Raw genomic sequence first — 18,656 nt, forward strand, 5'->3', positions numbered from 1 at the left:
CCTTTTACTCTGGCTGCACTTGCAATTCGGGCGGCCAGGTACGCGGTTCATCATCCACCGAGCGCAAGATGAACATCGCGATGACCACGAAGAAGAACATGGTGAAGACCGCCGCTGGGCGTCCCCATCCCAGACGGTCAACGATCACACCCCACGTAAACGGGCCAATAATGGCCGCAAAGCGTCCCACCATGCTGTACAAGCCATAAAACTCACCCACGTAGCGCGGCGGCGACAAAATCAACATCCAGGGGCGGTCCGCCGCCCATGTGCCCCCCAGGGCAACCCCAGCCATCATACCTACCACCCAGAAAAGCGCTTTGGGCAAGCCCAACACAGGAATCGCCGCCGCCAGCAGAATCGTCACACTCCACAAACTGAGCACCATAAACAACGCGCGCTTGGGCCCGATGCGGTCCACCACCGCCCCCCACACAAAGCCGCCAATCACCGAAGCGGCAATCGCCGTCAACAAAAGCAACTGCGCCTCGAAGGCGGTAAACCCGACTTCATTCGTCACATAAACGCCCATGAAGACGATGATGGTGTTGACGGGGTCGGTGTAAAAAATGCGACCAATCAGAAAACGCACCAAACCGGGGAATTGCTGCGCGTGGGCGATGGTATGACGCACCTGGAAAATCGCACCGCGAATCACCTCGGCGGAAATGCCCTTGGTGCGGCGTGTGCGTTCCTTGACAAAAATGAAGCAGGGAAGCGCAAAGAGCAGGAAGAGCAACGCCGTCAGGCGGAACATCGTCACCAGTTCTTCGTGCGTCTGCTCTTTCACAATCATCAGCCCCAGGCCGACGATAATGAACGAGCCCATGTAGCCCAGTCCGATGCCCAGCCCGCCAACGCGTCCGCGGTTTTCCGGCGTGCTCACTTCGGGCAAGAGCGAATCGTAAAAAATCAACCCCGCCTGAAAAGCGTAATTGGCGACGACGAAGAGAATAAGCGAGCCATACAGCCCCACCGTGCCCAGCAACGCCGTGAACACAACACAAATCAGCGTCGAAGCCACGAGAAACGGCATGCGCCGACTCGCCTGGTCGGAGATAGCCCCCAGAATCGGCGCGGTGAGGAACATGAGCGCCATCGAAAACGCATTGGCATTGGCGTAGAGTTCGTCAGTACCTCCCATGACGTTGACGACCCAGAGCGAAAAGTAGAGCGAGACGATGCTCATCGAAAACATGGTGTTCGCCAGGTCATACAACGCCCAGGAGATCACGGGCAACGAGAAAATTGCCGACGATTTTGCCGGGGACGCCTGTTGGTTCATCAGAGCCTCTCCGCAAACAATTGGTTGCTTTTTACGCGGCGGGGTGGTAGTGCGCGTCCACCTCCAACGCCACGCGATGCCCCTCATCCACATCTACAAACGCCAAGACGACCAGCCCGCCAAGGAAGAACACAATCAGCGATAAAATGCTCAAGCGGCTGGTGCCCGCCAGGCTGGCAATCAGACCGAAAAGGAACGGGCCGAGCACCCCCGCGAATTTGGCGAAGACGCTGAAAAAGCCGAAGAATTCCGAGGCGAGCGAGCGCGGCACCATCAGGCTGAACAGCGAGCGCGACAATGCTTGCGTGCCGCCTTGCACCGTCGCGACCGCCAGCGCCAAAACCCAAAAATGCCACGCTTTTTCCATGAAGAAGCCGCCAATCGAAATCAGCGTGTACACAAGCAACCCGACGGCAATGGCGCGTTTGGTGCCCAGCCGCGACGCCAGCCAGCCAAAGGCAAAAGTGAAGGGGATGCCGGCAAATTGCGTCAGCACCAGCGCGCTAATCAGGTCGCTTTGCCCAATGCCAATCTCGGTGCCGTAAATCGTCGCCATCTTGATGATGGTGCCAATGCCGTCGCCATACAGCCAGAACGCCACCAGGAAAAGGAGCAATTGGCGATACTTGCTGATTTCGCGCGCCGTCCTCAGCAGGCGCGCCCACCCCAATTTGATGGGATTGCCGCGCACCGGCTCGTCGTGCGCCAAACGACGCGTTGGCTCGGGCACGTAGCGGAACAAGGGGACGGAGAAAAGCGCCCACCAAAGCCCCACACTCACAAACGCGAGACGGGTTGCCGTGGTGGTGTCGGGGATGCCGAAGAGAGAAGGCTGCAAAATCCAGGCGACATTCAGCAAAAGCAGCAAACCGCCACCCAGGTAGCCCAGTGCGTAGCCCGCCGCTGAGACGCGGTCAATCACTTCTTCACTGGCAATAGAGGGCAAGAGGGCGTCATAGAAAATGTTGGCGCCGGCAAACGCCACATTCGCCACGATGAAGATGAGCGACGCCAGCAACCAATCCCCCTGCCCGACCAACGCCAGCAAGGCGGAAAAGAGCGCCCCCACCGCCACAAAGAGCGCCAGAAAGCGCTTTTTTGCGCCCATGTAATCGGCGACAGCGCCCAGAATGGGCGAGAAGAAGGCAATGAGCGCCAATGCGGCGGCGGTGGTATAGCCCCAGTAGGCGCTGGCAATGTTAGGCGGCAGGTCGGCGGCAGCGACGGTGCTGTAATAAATCGGAAGCACCGCCGCCATGATCGTGGTCGCAAAGGCGGAATTCGCCCAGTCGTAAAGCGCCCACGCGATATGCTCGCGCGTCGCCAATCCCAGGCGGCTCAGCCATTGCCGAAAACGTCCCTGTTGTGAGAGCACCATTGCCATGTGAGCGTCCTACGTTGTTGGGTGGCACACCCCACGAAAAAGCGCGCGCCGGGGGTGTTCAGACACGATATTCAAAAAAGACAGCAATATCCTGATTGCTGTAATAGCGGTCTTGAAAACCGGTGAACTCTGCGCCAATGGCAAAGAAAAACTGGAACGCGCCCCCATTTTTGGTAGGCGTCTCAAAAATGAAGCGGCGAAATCCCCGTTCGCGCCCCCATTCGGCGGCGGCTTCGACCAGTTGCCGCCCAATGCCGCGCCGACGAAACGGCGCATGCACCACCAGGTTGTGCACCCAGACACATCCGCGGTCCACCAGGGCGCGCATGTCCACAAAGCCCACCACCTCATCGCCCAGGCGCGCGACCAGCACGTCGGAGATATCATGCTGCCAGAGCGCCCGCAACTCCTCATCGGGGCGGGGGTAGGGGTGGCGTACTTCGCGGGTCAGGCGCACGGCGTGAAAGCGCACGCCCAACGTCGCCAACCCCTGGCGCGGTTCGAGCACCATTTGCCAGACTTCATTGGTCGTGTAGGAACGATCCAGCGCCAGGCAAGCCGCAATGTCATCCAGTTCGGCGGGATGAATGAGCAACGCTGAAACGTCGCGATACGTCTGTTCGTCTGCCATGGGCGGATGCTCCATCATTGAGGCTCGCACGCACGTTTGTTCATCTCCATGCACGGCGAGAGTGTATCGGATGCGCCGTGCAATGTCAATCGCTCCGCCACATCTCACATGATGCGGCGGGCGTGAGATTTCAAGAATGCCACGGCTTCGTCATAGCGCGCAAAGCGGCGCTCGGCGGCGCGAAATTCGGGCGTGTGCGCCATGCGGCGACCATTGACGATACGCACGCCAAACTGTTTGTGCAGCAGTTCGTGGTACATCACAAAATCGAGCACGTCGTCGGGCACATCGGGGTGGTCGAGGGTGACGCTCACCATGACGGTATCGCGCCGCGCATCGTAGTGCGCCATTTTGTTGTGCGTCATCTGGCGGTTCCAGGTGAGGCGCGGGTGCGGCATCGCGCCGTTGAAATAGGCGGCGTTGACGCGGTCAAACACGGCATCGAGGTCGTGGAAACTTCCTTTGGGTTGCGCCACCAGCGGCAATTCCAGCGTTTCGACGGTCGCCGCGGTTTCCTGAAACTCGTCGCTCTGCACATAGTCACGGATACACCGTCGGTCTTGGGCGCGGACGTTGCCCGTCAACGCCACCCGCGCCAGCGCTTTCAACACCTCGTCGGGCGCACCCAGAAAGCCCTCATGCAACGCCACATGCGTGCCTTCGGCGGTGGGGCTCATGCGGTAGATGTGCGCCATGGGCAACAGACGCACCAGCGCAAACACCCCGCGGCTCTTGGGGCGCACGCTTTCGGCGGCGCGAACAAAGCGGCGCAGGGTTTCCACATGTTCGCGCATGGTTTCGGAGTCGCTGAGGAAGACGAGCCACTGGTAGAAAGCCCGCGTAGCGGGGGCAAGCGCCAGCACATCCGCGCCGGCTTCGTCGAGAATGGCGCGGATGGTGTCGGCATGATGAGCGCACGCCTCGGCGAGCGCCTCCGCCGGCGTCGGCGTTTCACGCAAAGCGAGTTGCCACAATGCCGTGTGCATCGCCGTTTGCATACGGCGCACGTTTTGCACACGCACGGTTGACGGCGGCGCGGGGGCGTTGTCCGTGGGCGTGGGAATCGCCGAAAGGTCGAGCGAGCGCAAAAATTCGTAGGCGCGGCGCGATGGAGCGGGCAAATCGGCGGGGGTCAGCCCATGCGCGCGGCAAAGGGCTTCAACCTGCCGCAGGGCGTTCTGCACCTCCTGGCGCAAGTGGGCATGCTCTTCGGGCGGCACGCCCTGCGCCAGCGCCTGACGCACACGGTTGGTGAACGCCACCAGCCCCTTGACGCGCACCGTTGGGGTTCGGCGGCGTTGCTTGCGGCTTTTTCGTTTGCTCATCCTTCACCCCTCTGTGGGACGTGTGCAGGGAACGAACGAAAAGGCGTAAAGCGCCAACCCGCGCCGCGCGGGAACAAGCCGCACCTCGAAAACACCGTAGTCGGGGTTGTTCACCAGGTTGTACATGCGCGGTTCGCGCACAAGCACATAGGAGCCATAGTCGGCGTCCACGATGACATCTTCGCCCGCGTCGGCAAAGTGCAGGGGTTCGCCATTTTGCAGGATGAACACGCGAATGGGCTCGCCCGTCAGCGACGCCATGACGGCGTTGAGTTCGGCGGCGCGGTAGCAGACGCGCACATGTCCTTCTTCGCCCACAAATTCGGCGTATTCCACCGTGGGACGCCAAGCGCCCTGAAAATAGAGCACGCCCTCTTCATGCGCGAGTGGGTCGGTGAAGTGGTGCACCTGGTCGCGCTGCCAATCGTCGGCATGCCCCAACCGCCCATGCGCCCAGCCGGCGTAGAGTTCGGGCGTGGTGGGGTAGCACACCGCCCCTTCGCGGTCGCCGGGACGCAAGGGGGCAAGCGGTTCGGGCAAAGCGAGCGTGGGCTGGTCTTCGCGCAAGAGCGCTTGAATGGCGCGCTCGGTGGTGGTGTAGCCCCCTTCGCCCACGTGGGTGTAGCGAATACGCCCCGCCCGGTCAATCAGGAAGAGCGTCGGCCAGGCTTTGACGGCGTAGGCATACCAGAGCGTGCGGTCTGGGTCGAGCAGGACGGGGTAGGGAATATCCAGGTCGTCGGCGGCGCGGCGCACCACCTCAGGGTCGCGCCCGAATGCAAATTCGGGCGTATGCACACCGACCACGTTCAAGCCGAGCGGGTGATAGCGTTCATACCAGGCGGCGAGATAAGGAAGCGTGCGCACGCAATTGACGCACGAGAAATCCCAGAAATCGAGCAAGAGCGGACCACGCGCCAGCAGGTCGTGCAGTGAGCGGGGCGTTTCATCCAGCCAGATACCGCCCGCCAGTTCAGGGGCGCGGATGAGGGGGTGTTTGTCCAGCGGGTCGGTGTTCGGCAATGGCTCGTCGCGCATCAGGGTATCCCAATCCAGAGGTGGTGTGCGTAGGGACGAAAGCCCAGGCGCAGGGCGAGGCGGTCTGCCCCCGGTGTGTGGTTGAGTGTGCGCAACTGCACCAGCCGCACCTGCTCGAAGAGCGCACTCGCGGCGGCGGAAACCACCGCCGTACCGTAGCCGCGGCGGCGCATGGTGGGGAGCACACTCACGCCGATTTCGGCGACATCGGACGAAAGCAGGCGCGCCCCCGCCACGGCGACGAGTTTGCCCTCGTGGTACGCCCCCCACAAGCGCGTGTGGGCGACTTCGCGCCCCCCAATTTGCCAGTAGGGATAGGTCTCCGGTTCGCGGGCTTTCAAAATGCGGTCGAACCGCGCCAAGGCTTCCGCGTCGCGGCGGCGCAAGGCGCGCACAAAACGGTGCGGCTCTGGAATGAAGGTTTCGCGCGTGGCGTACCAGATCGTCATCGGACCTTGCACCGCCAGGTCGCTGGGGCGGCATTTCAACTGCATTGCCCACCAGGACGGTTCCAGCGCCTGGTCGAGTGTGGGCGGTTCAATCTGCGCCAGCAGGGCGAAAGGCGCAAGCACCACGCCCCCATCGGGGGTCACGAACACATCCAGCATCTCCTGGTCGCCCCCCATGCGCAACATGAGGCGCCCGCTTCGCAGGTCGCCCGGTTCGCACCCGATAACAGCCGCCCACATGGCGTCAAGGTCTTCAATTGGCAAGGATGGTGCTGTGCGATACATACGGCTCGGCTTTCATCTCCGTTCAGGCTTCACATCGCCCCAATAGTAGCACAACTCAGCGCAAACACCCGAATGCAGCCGCCGCCCGTCAAGCATCGGGCGCGTTGCCGAGACGTTCCCACCCGGAGCGCAAATGCACATCGCGTTGGGGGTAGGGAATTTCGACGCCGTGTTGGCTCAGCACATCGAAAATGCGGTAGCGCAATTCACTTTTCAACATGGGAATGCGTTGCGGCTGATTGGTCCAGACGCGCAACTCAAAATCGAGGCTGTTGTCGCCGAAGCCCACAAACGCCACCTGCGGCGCAGGCGTTTCCAGCACCAGCGGGTGGTCGGCGGCTTGCAACAACAGGCGTTCCACCTCACGGGGATCGGCGTCATACGACACCCCCACGCCGACGCCGACGCGCACGGCTTCTTCACCCTGCCCATAGTTCGCCAGCGGCGAATTGAGCAGGTCGGCGTTGGGAATACGCATGAGCACATTCCCGCGTGTGCGCACCAGCGTACTGCGAATGCCAATGCGTTCGACGACCACCTCATCGCCGTTATGTACAATCACATCGCCCGGCGCAAGCGCCCGCTCGAACATCAAAATGAAGCCGCTCGCCAGGTTGTTGAAAATCGCTTGCAGCCCAAAGCCCAAGCCCACGGAAAGACCACCGGCAATCACCGTCAACGTGGTCAGAGGGAAGCCTAACGCATTGATGACGGAGAGCACACCCACGATGAGCACCACGTAGAAGAGGGTGGCGCTCACCGCATAACTGACGGCGGGGTCAAAACCGCTTTTGGGCAAGAAAGACGTTTCCATGTAGGCGCGAATGGCACGCGCCACGATGAAGACCACAGCCACGGAGACCGTCGCCAGCACCAAGCCGCGCACGGTCAACACCTGACCGCTAGTGAGCGGGATGGGGTAATTGAGCACGTCATCAAGCACACCCGCGGCTTGCGCCAGCGCAAGCAAGGCGAAGAGCGGACGCACGACGCGGCGCACCCAAAAGGCGGCGTTCGCCGGCGCCAGCACAACGCGCACAACAGCCACCACCAGCGCGTAGAAGAACCAGACGCGCACAAGCCCCGCCAGCCAGGCGCGCACCGCTTCGGGATCCAGCGTGAGCGCGGGGTTCTCCCAAAGCGTGAGCATCCCGCCCGGCAAACGCCCTGCGGCCATCGTCAGAACCGCCAACGCTGCCATCGGCCAGACCAGCGCCAGCAGAATATCGCGCACCTTGTCGCGCCCCGACCAGGGCATGGTGTTGAGCAACGTGGTGATGAACCAGCGCAACACAAAGGCGAGAACGAGCGTGGCAAGCAGACCAAGCGCCAGGCTCATCAGGAAGTCAACAAGGGACATACATCCTCCTTTCCGTCTCAATAACCAAGGGAACGCTTTCAAGTGTGGCATACGCCATCAAAAAGCGCAAGCGCCAAAACAGCCATTCTCACGCCCCAAAAGCGCCCCCGGCGTACAAACATCTCGTCTCACGCCCAAACCATGCTACAATTTTGCGCCACACTGCCCATACCTGTTCGAGGAAAAAGAAGGAGTGAGAGCATTCCATGTTCCATAATAGTTGGTGGTCGCTTGTACGCTACGATGAAAACGCACGCCCCCACATTGACCGCGAGTTGCTGCGCCGCGTCGCCCACTACGCCCGCCCCTACTGGCGCGACATTCTCACCATGCTGGCGCTCATCATCGGCATCTCTGTGCTTGAACTGGTGCCGCCCCTGCTCTACCGCGACCTGTTCGACACCGTGCTCCCCACGGGCGACGTGCGCCGCCTGAACTGGCTGGCGCTGGGCATGGTCGGCATCCCCTTGCTCACTGGTCTGCTGGGCGTGGCGCAACGCTATTTCAGCGCCCGCGTCGGCGAAGGTATCATTTTCGACCTGCGCCAACAAATGTTTGAACATTTACAGCGTATGCCCCTGCGCTTCTTCACCCACACCAAAGCGGGCGACATCATCTCCCGTTTTAGCAACGACGTGGTGGGGGCGCAAAACGCCATCACGGGCACCATTCCCAACATCATCACCAACATCGTCATCCTCATTTCCACGCTCGCCATCATGTTTTCGCTCGAATGGCGGCTGACCCTGCTGGCGGTTGTGGTGGTGCCGCTCTTCCTCTTGCCCGCGCGGCGTGTCGCGCGCATCTTGCGGCGCATTCGGCGCGAGCGCATGCACCTCAACGCCGAACTGAGCAACCGCATCAACGAAACGCTGAGCATCAACGGCGCGTTGCTCGTCAAAATCTTCGGACGCCAGCAAGACGAAATCGCCCGCTTTCGCGCCATCAACCAGGGGCTGGCGGAAACAGGCATCCGCGCGGCGCTGGTGGGGCGCTGGTTTTTCGTGGGCATCGGGTTGGCAAGCGCCATCGGCACGGCGCTGGTTTATTGGGTGGGGGGCTACCTCGCCCTCAATCAAGCCATCAGCCCCGGCACGATTGTGGCGTTCGTCGCCTACATCACCCGCCTGTATGGCCCTATCGGCGCGCTGAGCAACGTCCAGGTGGAATTCGCCACCAGTCTGGTCAGTTTTGAGCGCGTCTTTGAATACCTGGACCTGCCCGTAGAAATCGAAGACGCCCCCAACGCCATCCACCTGCCCGACGTGCAAGGGCACATCCGCTTTGAGCATGTCTCGTTCCGCTACGACACCCTGCCCGGCGGCGAAACGGCGCCCCAGGGGCGCGAATGGGCGTTGCACGACATCTCGTTTGACATTCAGCCGGGGCAATTGGTCGCCATCGTTGGACCAAGTGGCGCGGGCAAAACCACCATCACCTACCTGCTGCCCCGCCTCTACGACGTGACCGAAGGGCGCATCACGATTGACGGGCACGACGTGCGCCAGATTGCCCAAGCCTCGCTGGCGCGCCACATCGGCATCGTCATGCAGGAAACCTACCTCTTTCACGACACCATCCGCGCCAACCTGCTCTACGCCAACCCGCACGCCGACGACGACGCGCTGATAGCGGCCTGCCGCGCCGCCAACATTCACGATTTCATCATGAGCCTGCCCGAAGGCTACGACACGGTTGTGGGCGAACGGGGCTACCGTCTCAGTGGGGGCGAAAAACAGCGCCTCGCCATCGCGCGGCTCATCCTCAAAAACCCGCGCATCCTCATTCTGGATGAAGCCACCGCCCACCTCGATTCGCAAAACGAAGCGCTCATCCAGGCGGCGCTGGAACCGCTGTTTGAAGGGCGCACCAGCCTGGTCATCGCGCACCGACTTTCAACAATCCTCAAAGCCGATACAATCCTGGTGCTCAATGAAGGTCGCCTTGTGGAGCAAGGCACGCACGAGGAATTGCTGGCGCGTGGGGGGCTGTACGCGCACCTCTACGAAACCCAGTTTCAGGCTGAAACAACCAACCCAACAGGCTGACCCAACCGCACCATGTTCTACATTTTCTTTGGCAAAGATGAACTGAGCCGCGATGAAGCCATCGCCCAACTGCTCGCCCGTGTGGAAGACCCCGCCACGGGCGACCTCAACATTAGCCGTCTCGATGGGCGCACGCTCACCTTCGACCAACTCCGCCAGGCGTGCGACGCCATGCCCTTCCTGAGCGACCGCCGCATCGTCATCGTGCGCGATTTGCTGGCGCGCTTCAAACAGGGCAACAAGGAGTTTCACGACCAACTCGTCGCGTACCTGCCCACCATGCCCCCCACCACGCGGCTCATCTTCATCGAAACCGACGTGGACAAGCGCCTGCGCCTCTGGAAATTGGCGCAAGACCTGAGCAAGGAAAACCCCCCGCGCGCGTTCGTCAAGGAATTCGCCCTGCCCGACGCTAAAGCCCTGCCCCGCTGGATTGCGCAGCGCGTGCAGAAAAAAGGCGGTCGGATTGAGCCGCGCGCCGCCCACCTGCTCGCCGAAGTTATCGGCGAGGATACGCGCCTGCTCGACCAGGAACTCGAAAAACTCACACTCTACGCCAACGGCGACCCCATCACCGTGGAGATGGTGCGCCGCATGGTGCCCTACACCCACGCCGCGAACATCTTTGCGCTGGTGGACGCCATCGGTCGGCGACAACCGCGCCACGCCTTGCAGGCGTTGCACCATCTCTTGCAAGAAAACGCCGCGCCCACCTACCTGCACTACATGATGACGCGCCAAATCCGCCTCATTCTGCAAGTGAAAGACCTGCACGCCCAGGGCATGGATGAAAACGCCATCCGCGAGCGCCTGCGCCAGCACCCCTTCGTCATCAAAAAACTGCTCGCCCAAAGCCAAAACTTCACGTTCGAGGAATTGGAAACCGCGTTTGAGCGCCTGCTGGAATGCGACATAGACATCAAAACAGGGCAAACCGACCCCCTCATGGCGATTGAGTTGCTGGTGACACGGCTGGCGGCGCGGTGATTCCACCGCACGCGCATTTGTCAAAACCCCCACTTTCGGCCAAAGTGTGTGGTGCGGCTTCGGCCGCCTTCTTTTTGTAGCGAACAACCCGAAGGAGAAGACACGTGTTGAAGCAGTTGACCATTCTCACACTCACCCTGTTGGTGGCGCTTGCGGTTGCCGCCTGCGGCGGGGCAAGCACCGAACCCGCGCCCGCCACCGAAACAGCCGCCCCAACCAGCGAACCCGCGCCAACCAGTGCGGCGGAACCGACACCCGAAGCCGCCGCCCCGGCGCCCACGCCCGCCTACCAGCAGTGGGATGAACCCCCACCCATGCAAATTGACCCGAACGCCATCTACGTTGCCACCATCAAAACCGAAAAAGGCGACATCCGCATCCAACTCTTTGCCGACAAAGCCCCCAAAACCGTCAACAACTTTGTCTTCCTGGCTGAACAGGGCTTCTACGACAACACCACCTTCCACCGCGTCATTCCGGACTTCATGGCGCAAGGGGGCGACCCCAGCGGCACCGGCGCCGGCGGTCCCGGCTACACGTTCGAGGACGAAATCTCGCCCGACCTCGTCTTTGACGGTCCCGGCTACCTCGCCATGGCAAACGCCGGTCCCAACACCAACGGCTCGCAGTTCTTCATCACCTATGTGGAAACGCCCTGGCTGAACGGACGCCACACCATCTTCGGGAAGGTGGTTGAGGGCATGGACGTGGCGCTCAGCCTCACACCGCGAGACCCTCAGCAAAACCCCGACTTTGAGGGCGACCGCATCCTCACGGTGGAAATTGAGACCGTGAGCGAAAGCCTGCTCCCGCCCACGCCTGAACCCACCCGCCCCGAACTGGCGGAAGGGCGTCCGCTGGCGGAAATCCCCGTCGAAGAACGCGCCAACCTGTACGAAGCCCGCCCCACCATGCAGATTGACCCCGCCGACGCCTACACCGCGGTCATCACCACATCGCAAGGCGTCATCCGCGTCGCGCTGGACGCCCAGGCTGCACCCGAAACCGTCAACAACTTTGTGGTACTGGCGTCGCTGGGCTACTACGACGGCATGCCCATCGCGTTCGTCTCCGACGGGCAATTCTGGGTCAGCGGCTCGCCACTCAAATCCCCCGACAGCGATGTGGGGTACGTGTTGCCCTTCGAGAGCACACGCCCCTACCTGAGCGGCACCATCTCCGCTTTCGTGCGGCAAGACCGTAACCTGCCCAGCGGCAGCCAATTCGTCATCCTGCTGAGCGACCTCGACACCGGCATCACGCCCACAGGCGTCTTTGGCGAGATTGTCGAAGGGCTGGACGTTGCCCAACGCATCACCGCCGACGACGTGATCGAACGCATTGAGATTGAGCAGTAAGCAACATGCGAGGGGTGAACATGAGCGAGAAAAAACTACCCAAGGCACTGCAAGAGATTGTGACCGACTTTGCACTCGCCGACCGCCGCGAGAAACTGGACTTGCTGTTGCAATACGCTGAAAGCCTGCCCCCACTGCCGGAACGCTATCAGGGCAAGCATGAGGAATTGGAAAGCGTCCCCGAATGTATGACGCCCGTTTTCATCGCCGTGGAAACCGACGACGAGGGGCGCTTGCACTACTACTTCGACGTCCCGCCCAATTCGCCCACCGTGCGCGGGTTAGCCGCCATCCTCTACCACGGGCTGAACGGCGCCACCCCCGAAGAGGTGCTCGCCGTGCCCGCCGATTTCTACTACGAAACCGGCTTGCAAGACGCCATCTCACACCAGCGCCTGAACGGTTTTGCCGGCATGCTCGCACACGTCAAGCGGCTCGCCGCCAAAGCCCTTGAATCCCGCGCCTGACCACGCCGAACACGCGTGAGGCGGTGCACGATGACTGTGCACCGCCTTTTTCTTTGCACGTTTGACACCTTCTGGGCTTGGTGATATTGTTGGGAACGTTCCAAGAGAACGTTCCCAACGAGCCCGTTCCTCTTGTTCTCTTGGGTTGGTACCGGTTTGTCAACCGCCATAGTGTATGCAAAAAGGAGTTTGACCTATGGCATCCTCATCTGTTTGGCGCTTCCGTTGGACGTTCTTCATCCTGTCCTTGCTTGCTCTTGCGTTTCTCTTGCCGTTTGTTGTGCAAGCCGCTGCGACGCCACACCCCGACCCCATCACCACAGCGGCGACCGCCCCCACAACTGCCTGGTGTCTGGCGGGCGACTTCAACAGTTGGAACAACGCCAGCACTCCGCTCTACGACGACGGCACACATGGCGACCTCATCCCCGGCGACGGCGTTTTTTCGCGTGATGAAACCATCGCCACCGCCGGCCGCTATGAGTTCAAAATTGTGGAATGCGGCAATTGGAGCAATGCATACCCCTCACAAAACGCCTGGCTCTACACCGCGAGCGACAACCGCACCGTCAAATTCACCTTCGACACCAACGACCACAGCACCGACGCCGGCATGCCCTGGGGTCCCACGCAAAACATCGTCAACGTCTGGGACGACACGCCGACCACCTACACCGCCGTGGGCGACTGGCAAGGCTGGAACAACAGCGACCCCGCCACCGCGCTCACCAGCCTGGGCAACGGCATCTACTACCTGACCTACACCATCGCCAGCCCCGGCACCTACATGGCGAAAATCGTGCAAACCGGCTCGTGGAACGAGCAATTTGTGCAAGACGGGCGCGCCAAAGATGGTTCTCCCGTCAATTTCACCACATCCGCGCCCAATGAAACGGTCGTCTTCGTGCTGAATGTGCGCACCGGGCGCTGGTTTGTCGCGCCGAACGGGAGCAGCAGCGGCAATTGGTGTCTGGCGGGCGACTTCAACAGTTGGGACAACGCCAGCACCCCGCTCTACGACGACGGCACGCATGGCGACCTGCTCGGCGGCGACGGCATTTTCAGCCTCGACGTCACCATCCCCACCGCCGGGCGCTACGAGTGGAAGGTGGTTGAGTGCGGCAATTGGTCGAACACCTACCCCGCACAAAACGCCTGGCTCTCCACCGCGAGCGACAACCGCACCGTCAAATTCACCTTCGACACCAACGACCACAGCGCCGACGCCGGCGTTGCGCTCTTGCCGACGCAAAACATCGTCAACGCCTGGGACGACGCTCCGACCACCTACACCGCCGTGGGCGATTTCCAGGGCTGGAACAACAGCGACCCCGCCACGGCGCTCACCCACCACGGCAACGGCTGGCACACGCTCATGTACACCATCACCACCGCCGGCGCGTACATCGGCAAAGTGACCAGCACCGGCTCGTGGGACGCCTTTGGCGCTGACGGGCGCTCCAAAGACGCCGCCAACATCGCCTTTTCGACCACGAGCGACAACCAACCCGTGCTCTTCGTGCTGGACGCGCAGGAAGGGCGCGTGAACATCCTGCCCCAAGGCGGTGGAACCACGCCGCCCCCCACACCGTCGGGCGCGTGCAGTAGCGGCGCCGCCCATGACGGCGACATCTGGTGGAACGACCTGGGGCACAACAGCCGCGACACGCTCTACCGCGTGCCGGGCGGGGCTGTCACCACCGGCGTGACGGTCACCCTGCGCTTGCGCGCCGCATGCGGCGACCTGACGGAAGCCCTTGTGCGCATTTGGAACGACCGCCTCGACGCCGAACAGGTGTTGCCCATGCAAAAAGTGCTTGAAAGTGGGCAATACGAATGGTGGGAACTCTCCTTGCCCGTGGGCAACCAACCCACGATTTACTGGTATCGCTTCATCGTCAAGGACGGCGGCACAACCGCCTACTACGAAGACGACGACGCCCGTACCGGCGGTTGGGGGCAAACCTACGCCACCAGCCCCGACAACTCCTGGCAACTCACCGTGTACGACCCCGCTTTCCAGACGCCCGATTGGGTGAAGAACGCCGTCATCTACCAGATTTTCCCCGACCGCTTCCGTGACGGCGACCCCACCAACAACCCACCCGCCGGGCGCTTCTTCTACGACGAGCCGGACGGCACGATTGTGCGCTCAGGCGGCGCGGACTGGAACACGCCCATTTGCGACCCGCGCGACGCCAACGAGTGCCCCGGCAAGTGGAGCCAGAACTTCTACGGCGGCGACCTCGAAGGCATTCGCCAAAAACTCGACTACCTGCAAAGCCTGGGGATTACGGCGATTTACCTCAACCCCATTTTTGAATCGCCGTCCAACCACAAGTACGACACCACCGATTACAGCCAGATTTCGCAGGACTTCGGCGACCTGCAAACCTTCATCTCGCTGACGCAAGAAGCCCACGCACGGGGCATCAAGGTCATTCTGGATGGGGTGTTCAACCACACCTCTTCCGACAGCATCTATTTCGACCGCTACCACCGCTACCCCGCGCCTGACGGGGCGTGCGAAAGCGAAACCAGCCCCTACCGCGATTGGTACTTCTTCCGCCCGGCGGCGGTTGCCGGCACAGGCGCATGCGCCGGCGATACGGACTACGAAGCCTGGTTCGGCTACGATAGCCTGCCCAAACTCAACAGCGCGATGACAGACGTGCGCCAACTGATTTGGGATAGCCCCAACGCCATCGCCCGCTACTGGTTGCAGTGGGCGGACGGCTGGCGGCTCGACGTGGCGGGCGACGTGGACCCCGGCGTCACCAACGACCCGACCAACGATTATTGGGAAGGCTTCCGCGCCGCCGTGCGTGACGCCAACCCCGACGCCTACATCGTGGGCGAGGAATGGGGGCTGGCGACCGCCTGGACGCTCGGCAACGAATGGGACGCCACGATGAACTACCAGTTCGGCTCGGCGCTGCTCTCCTTCTGGCGTGATGAGCCGTTTGTGGACAACGACCACAACAGCGCCTCATCGGCGGGCGTGCTCACCCCGTTGACCCCGTCCGAACTGAACGAGCGCCTGCTCAACCTGCAAGAACGCTACCCGCCCGAAGCGTTCTACGCCATGATGAACCTGCTCGACAGCCACGACACCAACCGCGCGCTCTTCATGCTCGACCACAACACCGACCTGAACGATAGCACGCTCTACGACGACCCCAACTACGATTGGAGCGACGCCATCACGCGTTTGAAGGGGGTGGCGCTCCTGCAAATGACCCTGCCCGGCGCGCCCACGATTTACTACGGCGATGAGGTCGGGCTGGTGGGACCGGTGACGTTCGACGGTTCAACCTGGCAAGACGACCCCTACAACCGCGTGCCGTTCCCCTGGCTGGATGAAAGCGGCACGCCGTTCTACGCCCACCTGCAAAGCCAGGCGTCGCAAGACGCCCTGCGCACCTACTACCAGACGCTGATTGCCGCCCGCAACGCCCACCCGGCTTTGCGCGTCGGCTCGTTCGACCCGCTGCTGACCGATGACGCGGCGAACGTCTATGCCTTCGGGCGCAAACTGCCCGACCATTCGGACGCCGCCGTGGTGGTGGTGAACCGCGCCACGGTGACGCAGACGGTGACGGTCACGGTGAGCGGCTATCTGCCCATTGGGGCGGTGTTTGAGGACGTGCTGAGCGGCAACACTTACACGGTGGACGCCAACGGTCGCCTGGTGGTCGCCAATGTGCCGCCCATGAGCGGCGCGGTGCTTGTCGCCACAAGCGCGCTGGCACCAGCGCCCGCCCCCGTGTCAGACCTGGCGGTGGTGGCGGAACAAAGCCACCAACTGGTGCTCGCATGGAGCGCCGTCGCCAACGCCGATGAATACGACGTGTACCGCAGTGAATTGAGCGGCGGCGGCTACACCTTCATCACGACGACGACCGCCACACGCTTCACCGATACCAACCTGACCAACGCCAAAACCTACTACTACGTGGTGGTCGCCCGCAACAGCGCCACCGGGCTGGAAAGCGGCTATTCCAACGAAGCCGCCGGCACCCCCCACCACGACCTGAGCAGCGCCTGGTTCAACCTGCAATGGCCCTACGAAATCACGCACACCATCAGCGCCCTGACGCCCACCGAAAGCATCTACGGGCAACTCTGGATTGACGGGGCGACCGGTCCCAACGGTCCCGCCGACGGCATTTGGGCGCAGGTGGGCTTCGGACCGCTCGGCGAGCCCCCCACCAGCACGCTCTGGACCTGGTTCGACATGAGTTATAACGCCGCCGTGGGGAACAATGATGAATACGTCGGCACGCTGCTGCCTGAAACGGTGGGCGAGTTCGTCTACACCACCCGCTGGAGCAGTGACGGCGGGCGCACCTGGTTCTACGCCGACCGCAACGGTCCCGGCTACAACGAAGCCGACGCCGGGCGTCTGCATGTGATTCCCTCGGCGGATACGACGCCGCCCGCTGCACCCGCCGCGCTTTGGGTAGTGGCGACCACGCCGGGGAGCATCACGATTGGGTGGTCCGCCGTGACGGACACCGACCTTGTCGGCTATGAAATCTACCGCGCCGAAGGCGTCAACGCGCCGCCGCTCACCACCTTCACACGGCTGGCACGGGTGAACGCCGCCGCGACCACCTACACCGACACCGCCGTCACCACGGGAAGCACCTACCACTACTACGTGCTGGCGTACGATACGTCGTTCAACCGCTCCGCGCCTTCCAACGTGGTCAGCGCCACCGCCGAAGCGCGCCCGGTGACGGTGCATGTGGTTGTCACCGTGCCCGACTACACGCCCGGCACGGTGTACTTCTCGCGCGTGGTCAACGCCGACGGCACACTTGGGGGATGGGAGCCGGCGGGCGTCCCGCTGACGAAGGTGAACACCACCACCTGGACGACCGACCTGACGTTGCTGGACGGCACCAAGGTGGAATACAAGTTCACCCGCGGCACATGGGAAACGGTGGAGAAAGCCGCCGACGGCAACACTGAAATCGCCAACCGCACGTTCACCGTCGCCTACGGGAGCACCGGCGAGATGACGGTCACCGCCAGCGTCGCCAACTGGCGCGACCCGCTGGTGGTGGCGCACGAACCGGCAGCCAACGCCGTGGACGTGCCCGTCACAACCACCATCCGCGTCCAGTGGAACCAGGCGATTGTGAGCGACACCCTCGCGCTGACGCTGGAAGGACCGGGCGGCGTGGTCAGCGGCACAGCCACACTCGACGCCGCGACCAACACGGTCATCTTCACGCCCAGCATGCGCCTGCAAGGCGGCACGCCCTACACGGTCACCGTCGCCGGCCAGGTGGACGCGGGGGGCGACGTGCAACAAGTGCCCACCATCTGGACATTCACAACACGCGCGTACCGGCTCTTCCTGCCGCTCCTCTTCCGCCAAGCCCCATAAGCGCGCCCAACGCAAAGCGCCCCACCGTTCTGGTGGGGCGCTTTTTTGTATGGCGGCGGCTTGCGCATCAAAAGAAAAAAGCCCGCGTTATGCGGGCTACAACGTCAACGCATCCCCTGCGGATCGAATACGGCTGAAAGTGCGTTTCAAATCATGCCGCGCGAAACTGGCTTTCCGTTTCAATATCCCCTGCGGATCGAATACGGCTGAAAGCGCGCTGAGCCTAGACTCTGTGGCTCAGCGCACTGGTTTCAATATCCCCTGCGGATCGAATACGGCTGAAAGGCCTGGCGGAAGGTGATATCGAATTCGTGCGCGAGGGTTTCAATATCCCCTGCGGATCGAATACGGCTGAAAGGTGGTAGGAAGCCAATCCCCCGGGTCCTCATACCCAGTTTCAATATCCCCTGCGGATCGAATACGGCTGAAAGAGCGTGCGCTCAATCTGGTGTAACAATACCAAAAAGCCTTGAATCTGTCAAATCGCCGCGCACAGCGCCTCTCAGTGGCTCGCCACATGCGCAAAACACCTTGTTGTATCCGCAAAATTCCTTTGGCACACAAAGCATTTCGCAACCCACCTGTGGGGCAAAAACCCCCGTCGGGTTGCGAATTATTTTGTCACACAAAGTATGCGCAAA

The 18,656-nt window shown here is 62.1% G+C and carries 12 protein-coding genes and 1 CRISPR repeat array; of the genes, 5 read left to right on the forward strand and 7 right to left on the reverse strand.

From position 1 onward, the window contains the following. Positions 1–4 precede the first annotated feature (4 nt). The 7 genes from SE16_RS12585 to SE16_RS12615 form a co-directional block, all read right to left on the reverse strand. Positions 5–1,285, reverse strand: coding sequence for an MFS transporter (locus tag SE16_RS12585; protein ID WP_054492405.1), 1,281 nt, complete (start codon positions 1,283–1,285; stop codon positions 5–7). A 31-nt stretch (positions 1,286–1,316) separates the two neighbouring features. Beyond that, complete coding sequence (locus SE16_RS12590; RefSeq protein WP_200907209.1) at positions 1,317–2,669, reverse strand: MFS transporter; 1,353 nt, start codon at positions 2,667–2,669, stop codon at positions 1,317–1,319. 58 nt (positions 2,670–2,727) lie between these two features. Then, complete coding sequence (locus tag SE16_RS12595; RefSeq protein WP_161804545.1) at positions 2,728–3,315, reverse strand: GNAT family N-acetyltransferase; 588 nt, start codon at positions 3,313–3,315, stop codon at positions 2,728–2,730. Positions 3,316–3,404: 89 nt separating this feature from the next. Continuing rightward, on the reverse strand, positions 3,405–4,625 hold the full coding sequence (locus tag SE16_RS12600) for a hypothetical protein (protein ID WP_054492403.1): 1,221 nt from the start codon (positions 4,623–4,625) through the stop codon (positions 3,405–3,407). A 3-nt stretch (positions 4,626–4,628) separates the two neighbouring features. Beyond that, the gene (locus SE16_RS12605; protein ID WP_054492402.1) at positions 4,629–5,663 is read right to left on the reverse strand and encodes a redoxin domain-containing protein; all 1,035 of its coding nucleotides are present in this window, start codon (positions 5,661–5,663) and stop codon (positions 4,629–4,631) included. Continuing rightward, positions 5,663–6,397, reverse strand: a complete 735-nt coding sequence (locus tag SE16_RS12610) for a GNAT family N-acetyltransferase (protein ID WP_060687675.1) — start codon at positions 6,395–6,397, stop codon at positions 5,663–5,665. Before SE16_RS12610 ends, SE16_RS12605 begins: the two co-directional genes overlap by 1 nt. Positions 6,398–6,485: 88 nt before the next feature. Beyond that, positions 6,486–7,757: a mechanosensitive ion channel family protein gene (locus tag SE16_RS12615; RefSeq protein ID WP_054492548.1), complete on the reverse strand. Its 1,272-nt coding sequence runs from the start codon at positions 7,755–7,757 to the stop codon at positions 6,486–6,488. Positions 7,758–7,963: 206 nt separating this feature from the next. Here SE16_RS12615 and SE16_RS12620 point away from each other — a divergent pair, with 206 nt between their 5' ends. The 5 genes from SE16_RS12620 to SE16_RS12640 all read left to right on the forward strand — a co-directional run bounded on the left by SE16_RS12620 (position 7,964) and on the right by SE16_RS12640 (position 18,015). Continuing rightward, positions 7,964–9,805 carry an ABC transporter ATP-binding protein gene (locus SE16_RS12620; protein WP_054492547.1) on the forward strand — a complete coding sequence of 614 codons (1,842 nt, stop codon included), beginning with the start codon at positions 7,964–7,966 and terminating at the stop codon, positions 9,803–9,805. Positions 9,806–9,817: 12 nt separating this feature from the next. Beyond that, a complete protein-coding gene (gene holA / locus SE16_RS12625) occupies positions 9,818–10,792 on the forward strand; it encodes a DNA polymerase III subunit delta (protein ID WP_054492546.1) in 975 nt (324 codons plus the stop codon). Between the two features lie 104 nt (positions 10,793–10,896). Continuing rightward, entirely contained in the window at positions 10,897–12,150 is a 1,254-nt protein-coding gene (locus tag SE16_RS16630) for a peptidylprolyl isomerase (protein ID WP_161804546.1), read from the forward strand. Positions 12,151–12,170: 20 nt separating this feature from the next. After that, complete coding sequence (locus tag SE16_RS12635; protein WP_054492246.1) at positions 12,171–12,617, forward strand: SufE family protein; 447 nt, start codon at positions 12,171–12,173, stop codon at positions 12,615–12,617. A 196-nt stretch (positions 12,618–12,813) separates the two neighbouring features. Next, entirely contained in the window at positions 12,814–18,015 is a 5,202-nt protein-coding gene (locus tag SE16_RS12640; protein WP_054492245.1) for an alpha-amylase family glycosyl hydrolase, read from the forward strand. Between the two features lie 103 nt (positions 18,016–18,118). After that, positions 18,119–18,446: direct repeats of the CRISPR family, unit length 37 nt; unit sequence GTTTCAATATCCCCTGCGGATCGAATACGGCTGAAAG. The last annotated feature ends 210 nt before the right edge of the window (positions 18,447–18,656 follow it).

Source organism: Ardenticatena maritima (assembly GCF_001306175.1).
Taxonomy (GTDB): Bacteria; Chloroflexota; Anaerolineae; order Ardenticatenales; family Ardenticatenaceae; genus Ardenticatena; species Ardenticatena maritima.

Excerpts from the sequence above, each read along its gene's own strand:
- SE16_RS12600 (WP_054492403.1), bottom strand. The coding sequence starts at position 4,625 with ATGAGCAAACGAAAAAGCCGCAAGCAACGCCGCCGAACCCCAACGGTG.
- SE16_RS12585 (WP_054492405.1), bottom strand. The coding sequence starts at position 1,285 with ATGAACCAACAGGCGTCCCCGGCAAAATCGTCGGCAATTTTCTCGTTG.
- SE16_RS12620 (WP_054492547.1), top strand. The coding sequence starts at position 7,964 with ATGTTCCATAATAGTTGGTGGTCGCTTGTACGCTACGATGAAAACGCA.
- SE16_RS12635 (WP_054492246.1), top strand. The coding sequence starts at position 12,171 with ATGAGCGAGAAAAAACTACCCAAGGCACTGCAAGAGATTGTGACCGAC.
- SE16_RS12610 (WP_060687675.1), bottom strand. The coding sequence starts at position 6,397 with ATGTATCGCACAGCACCATCCTTGCCAATTGAAGACCTTGACGCCATG.
- SE16_RS12615 (WP_054492548.1), bottom strand. The coding sequence starts at position 7,757 with ATGTCCCTTGTTGACTTCCTGATGAGCCTGGCGCTTGGTCTGCTTGCC.
- holA (WP_054492546.1), top strand. The coding sequence starts at position 9,818 with ATGTTCTACATTTTCTTTGGCAAAGATGAACTGAGCCGCGATGAAGCC.
- SE16_RS12590 (WP_200907209.1), bottom strand. The coding sequence starts at position 2,669 with ATGGCAATGGTGCTCTCACAACAGGGACGTTTTCGGCAATGGCTGAGC.
- SE16_RS12595 (WP_161804545.1), bottom strand. The coding sequence starts at position 3,315 with ATGGAGCATCCGCCCATGGCAGACGAACAGACGTATCGCGACGTTTCA.
- SE16_RS12640 (WP_054492245.1), top strand. The coding sequence starts at position 12,814 with ATGGCATCCTCATCTGTTTGGCGCTTCCGTTGGACGTTCTTCATCCTG.
- SE16_RS12605 (WP_054492402.1), bottom strand. The coding sequence starts at position 5,663 with ATGCGCGACGAGCCATTGCCGAACACCGACCCGCTGGACAAACACCCC.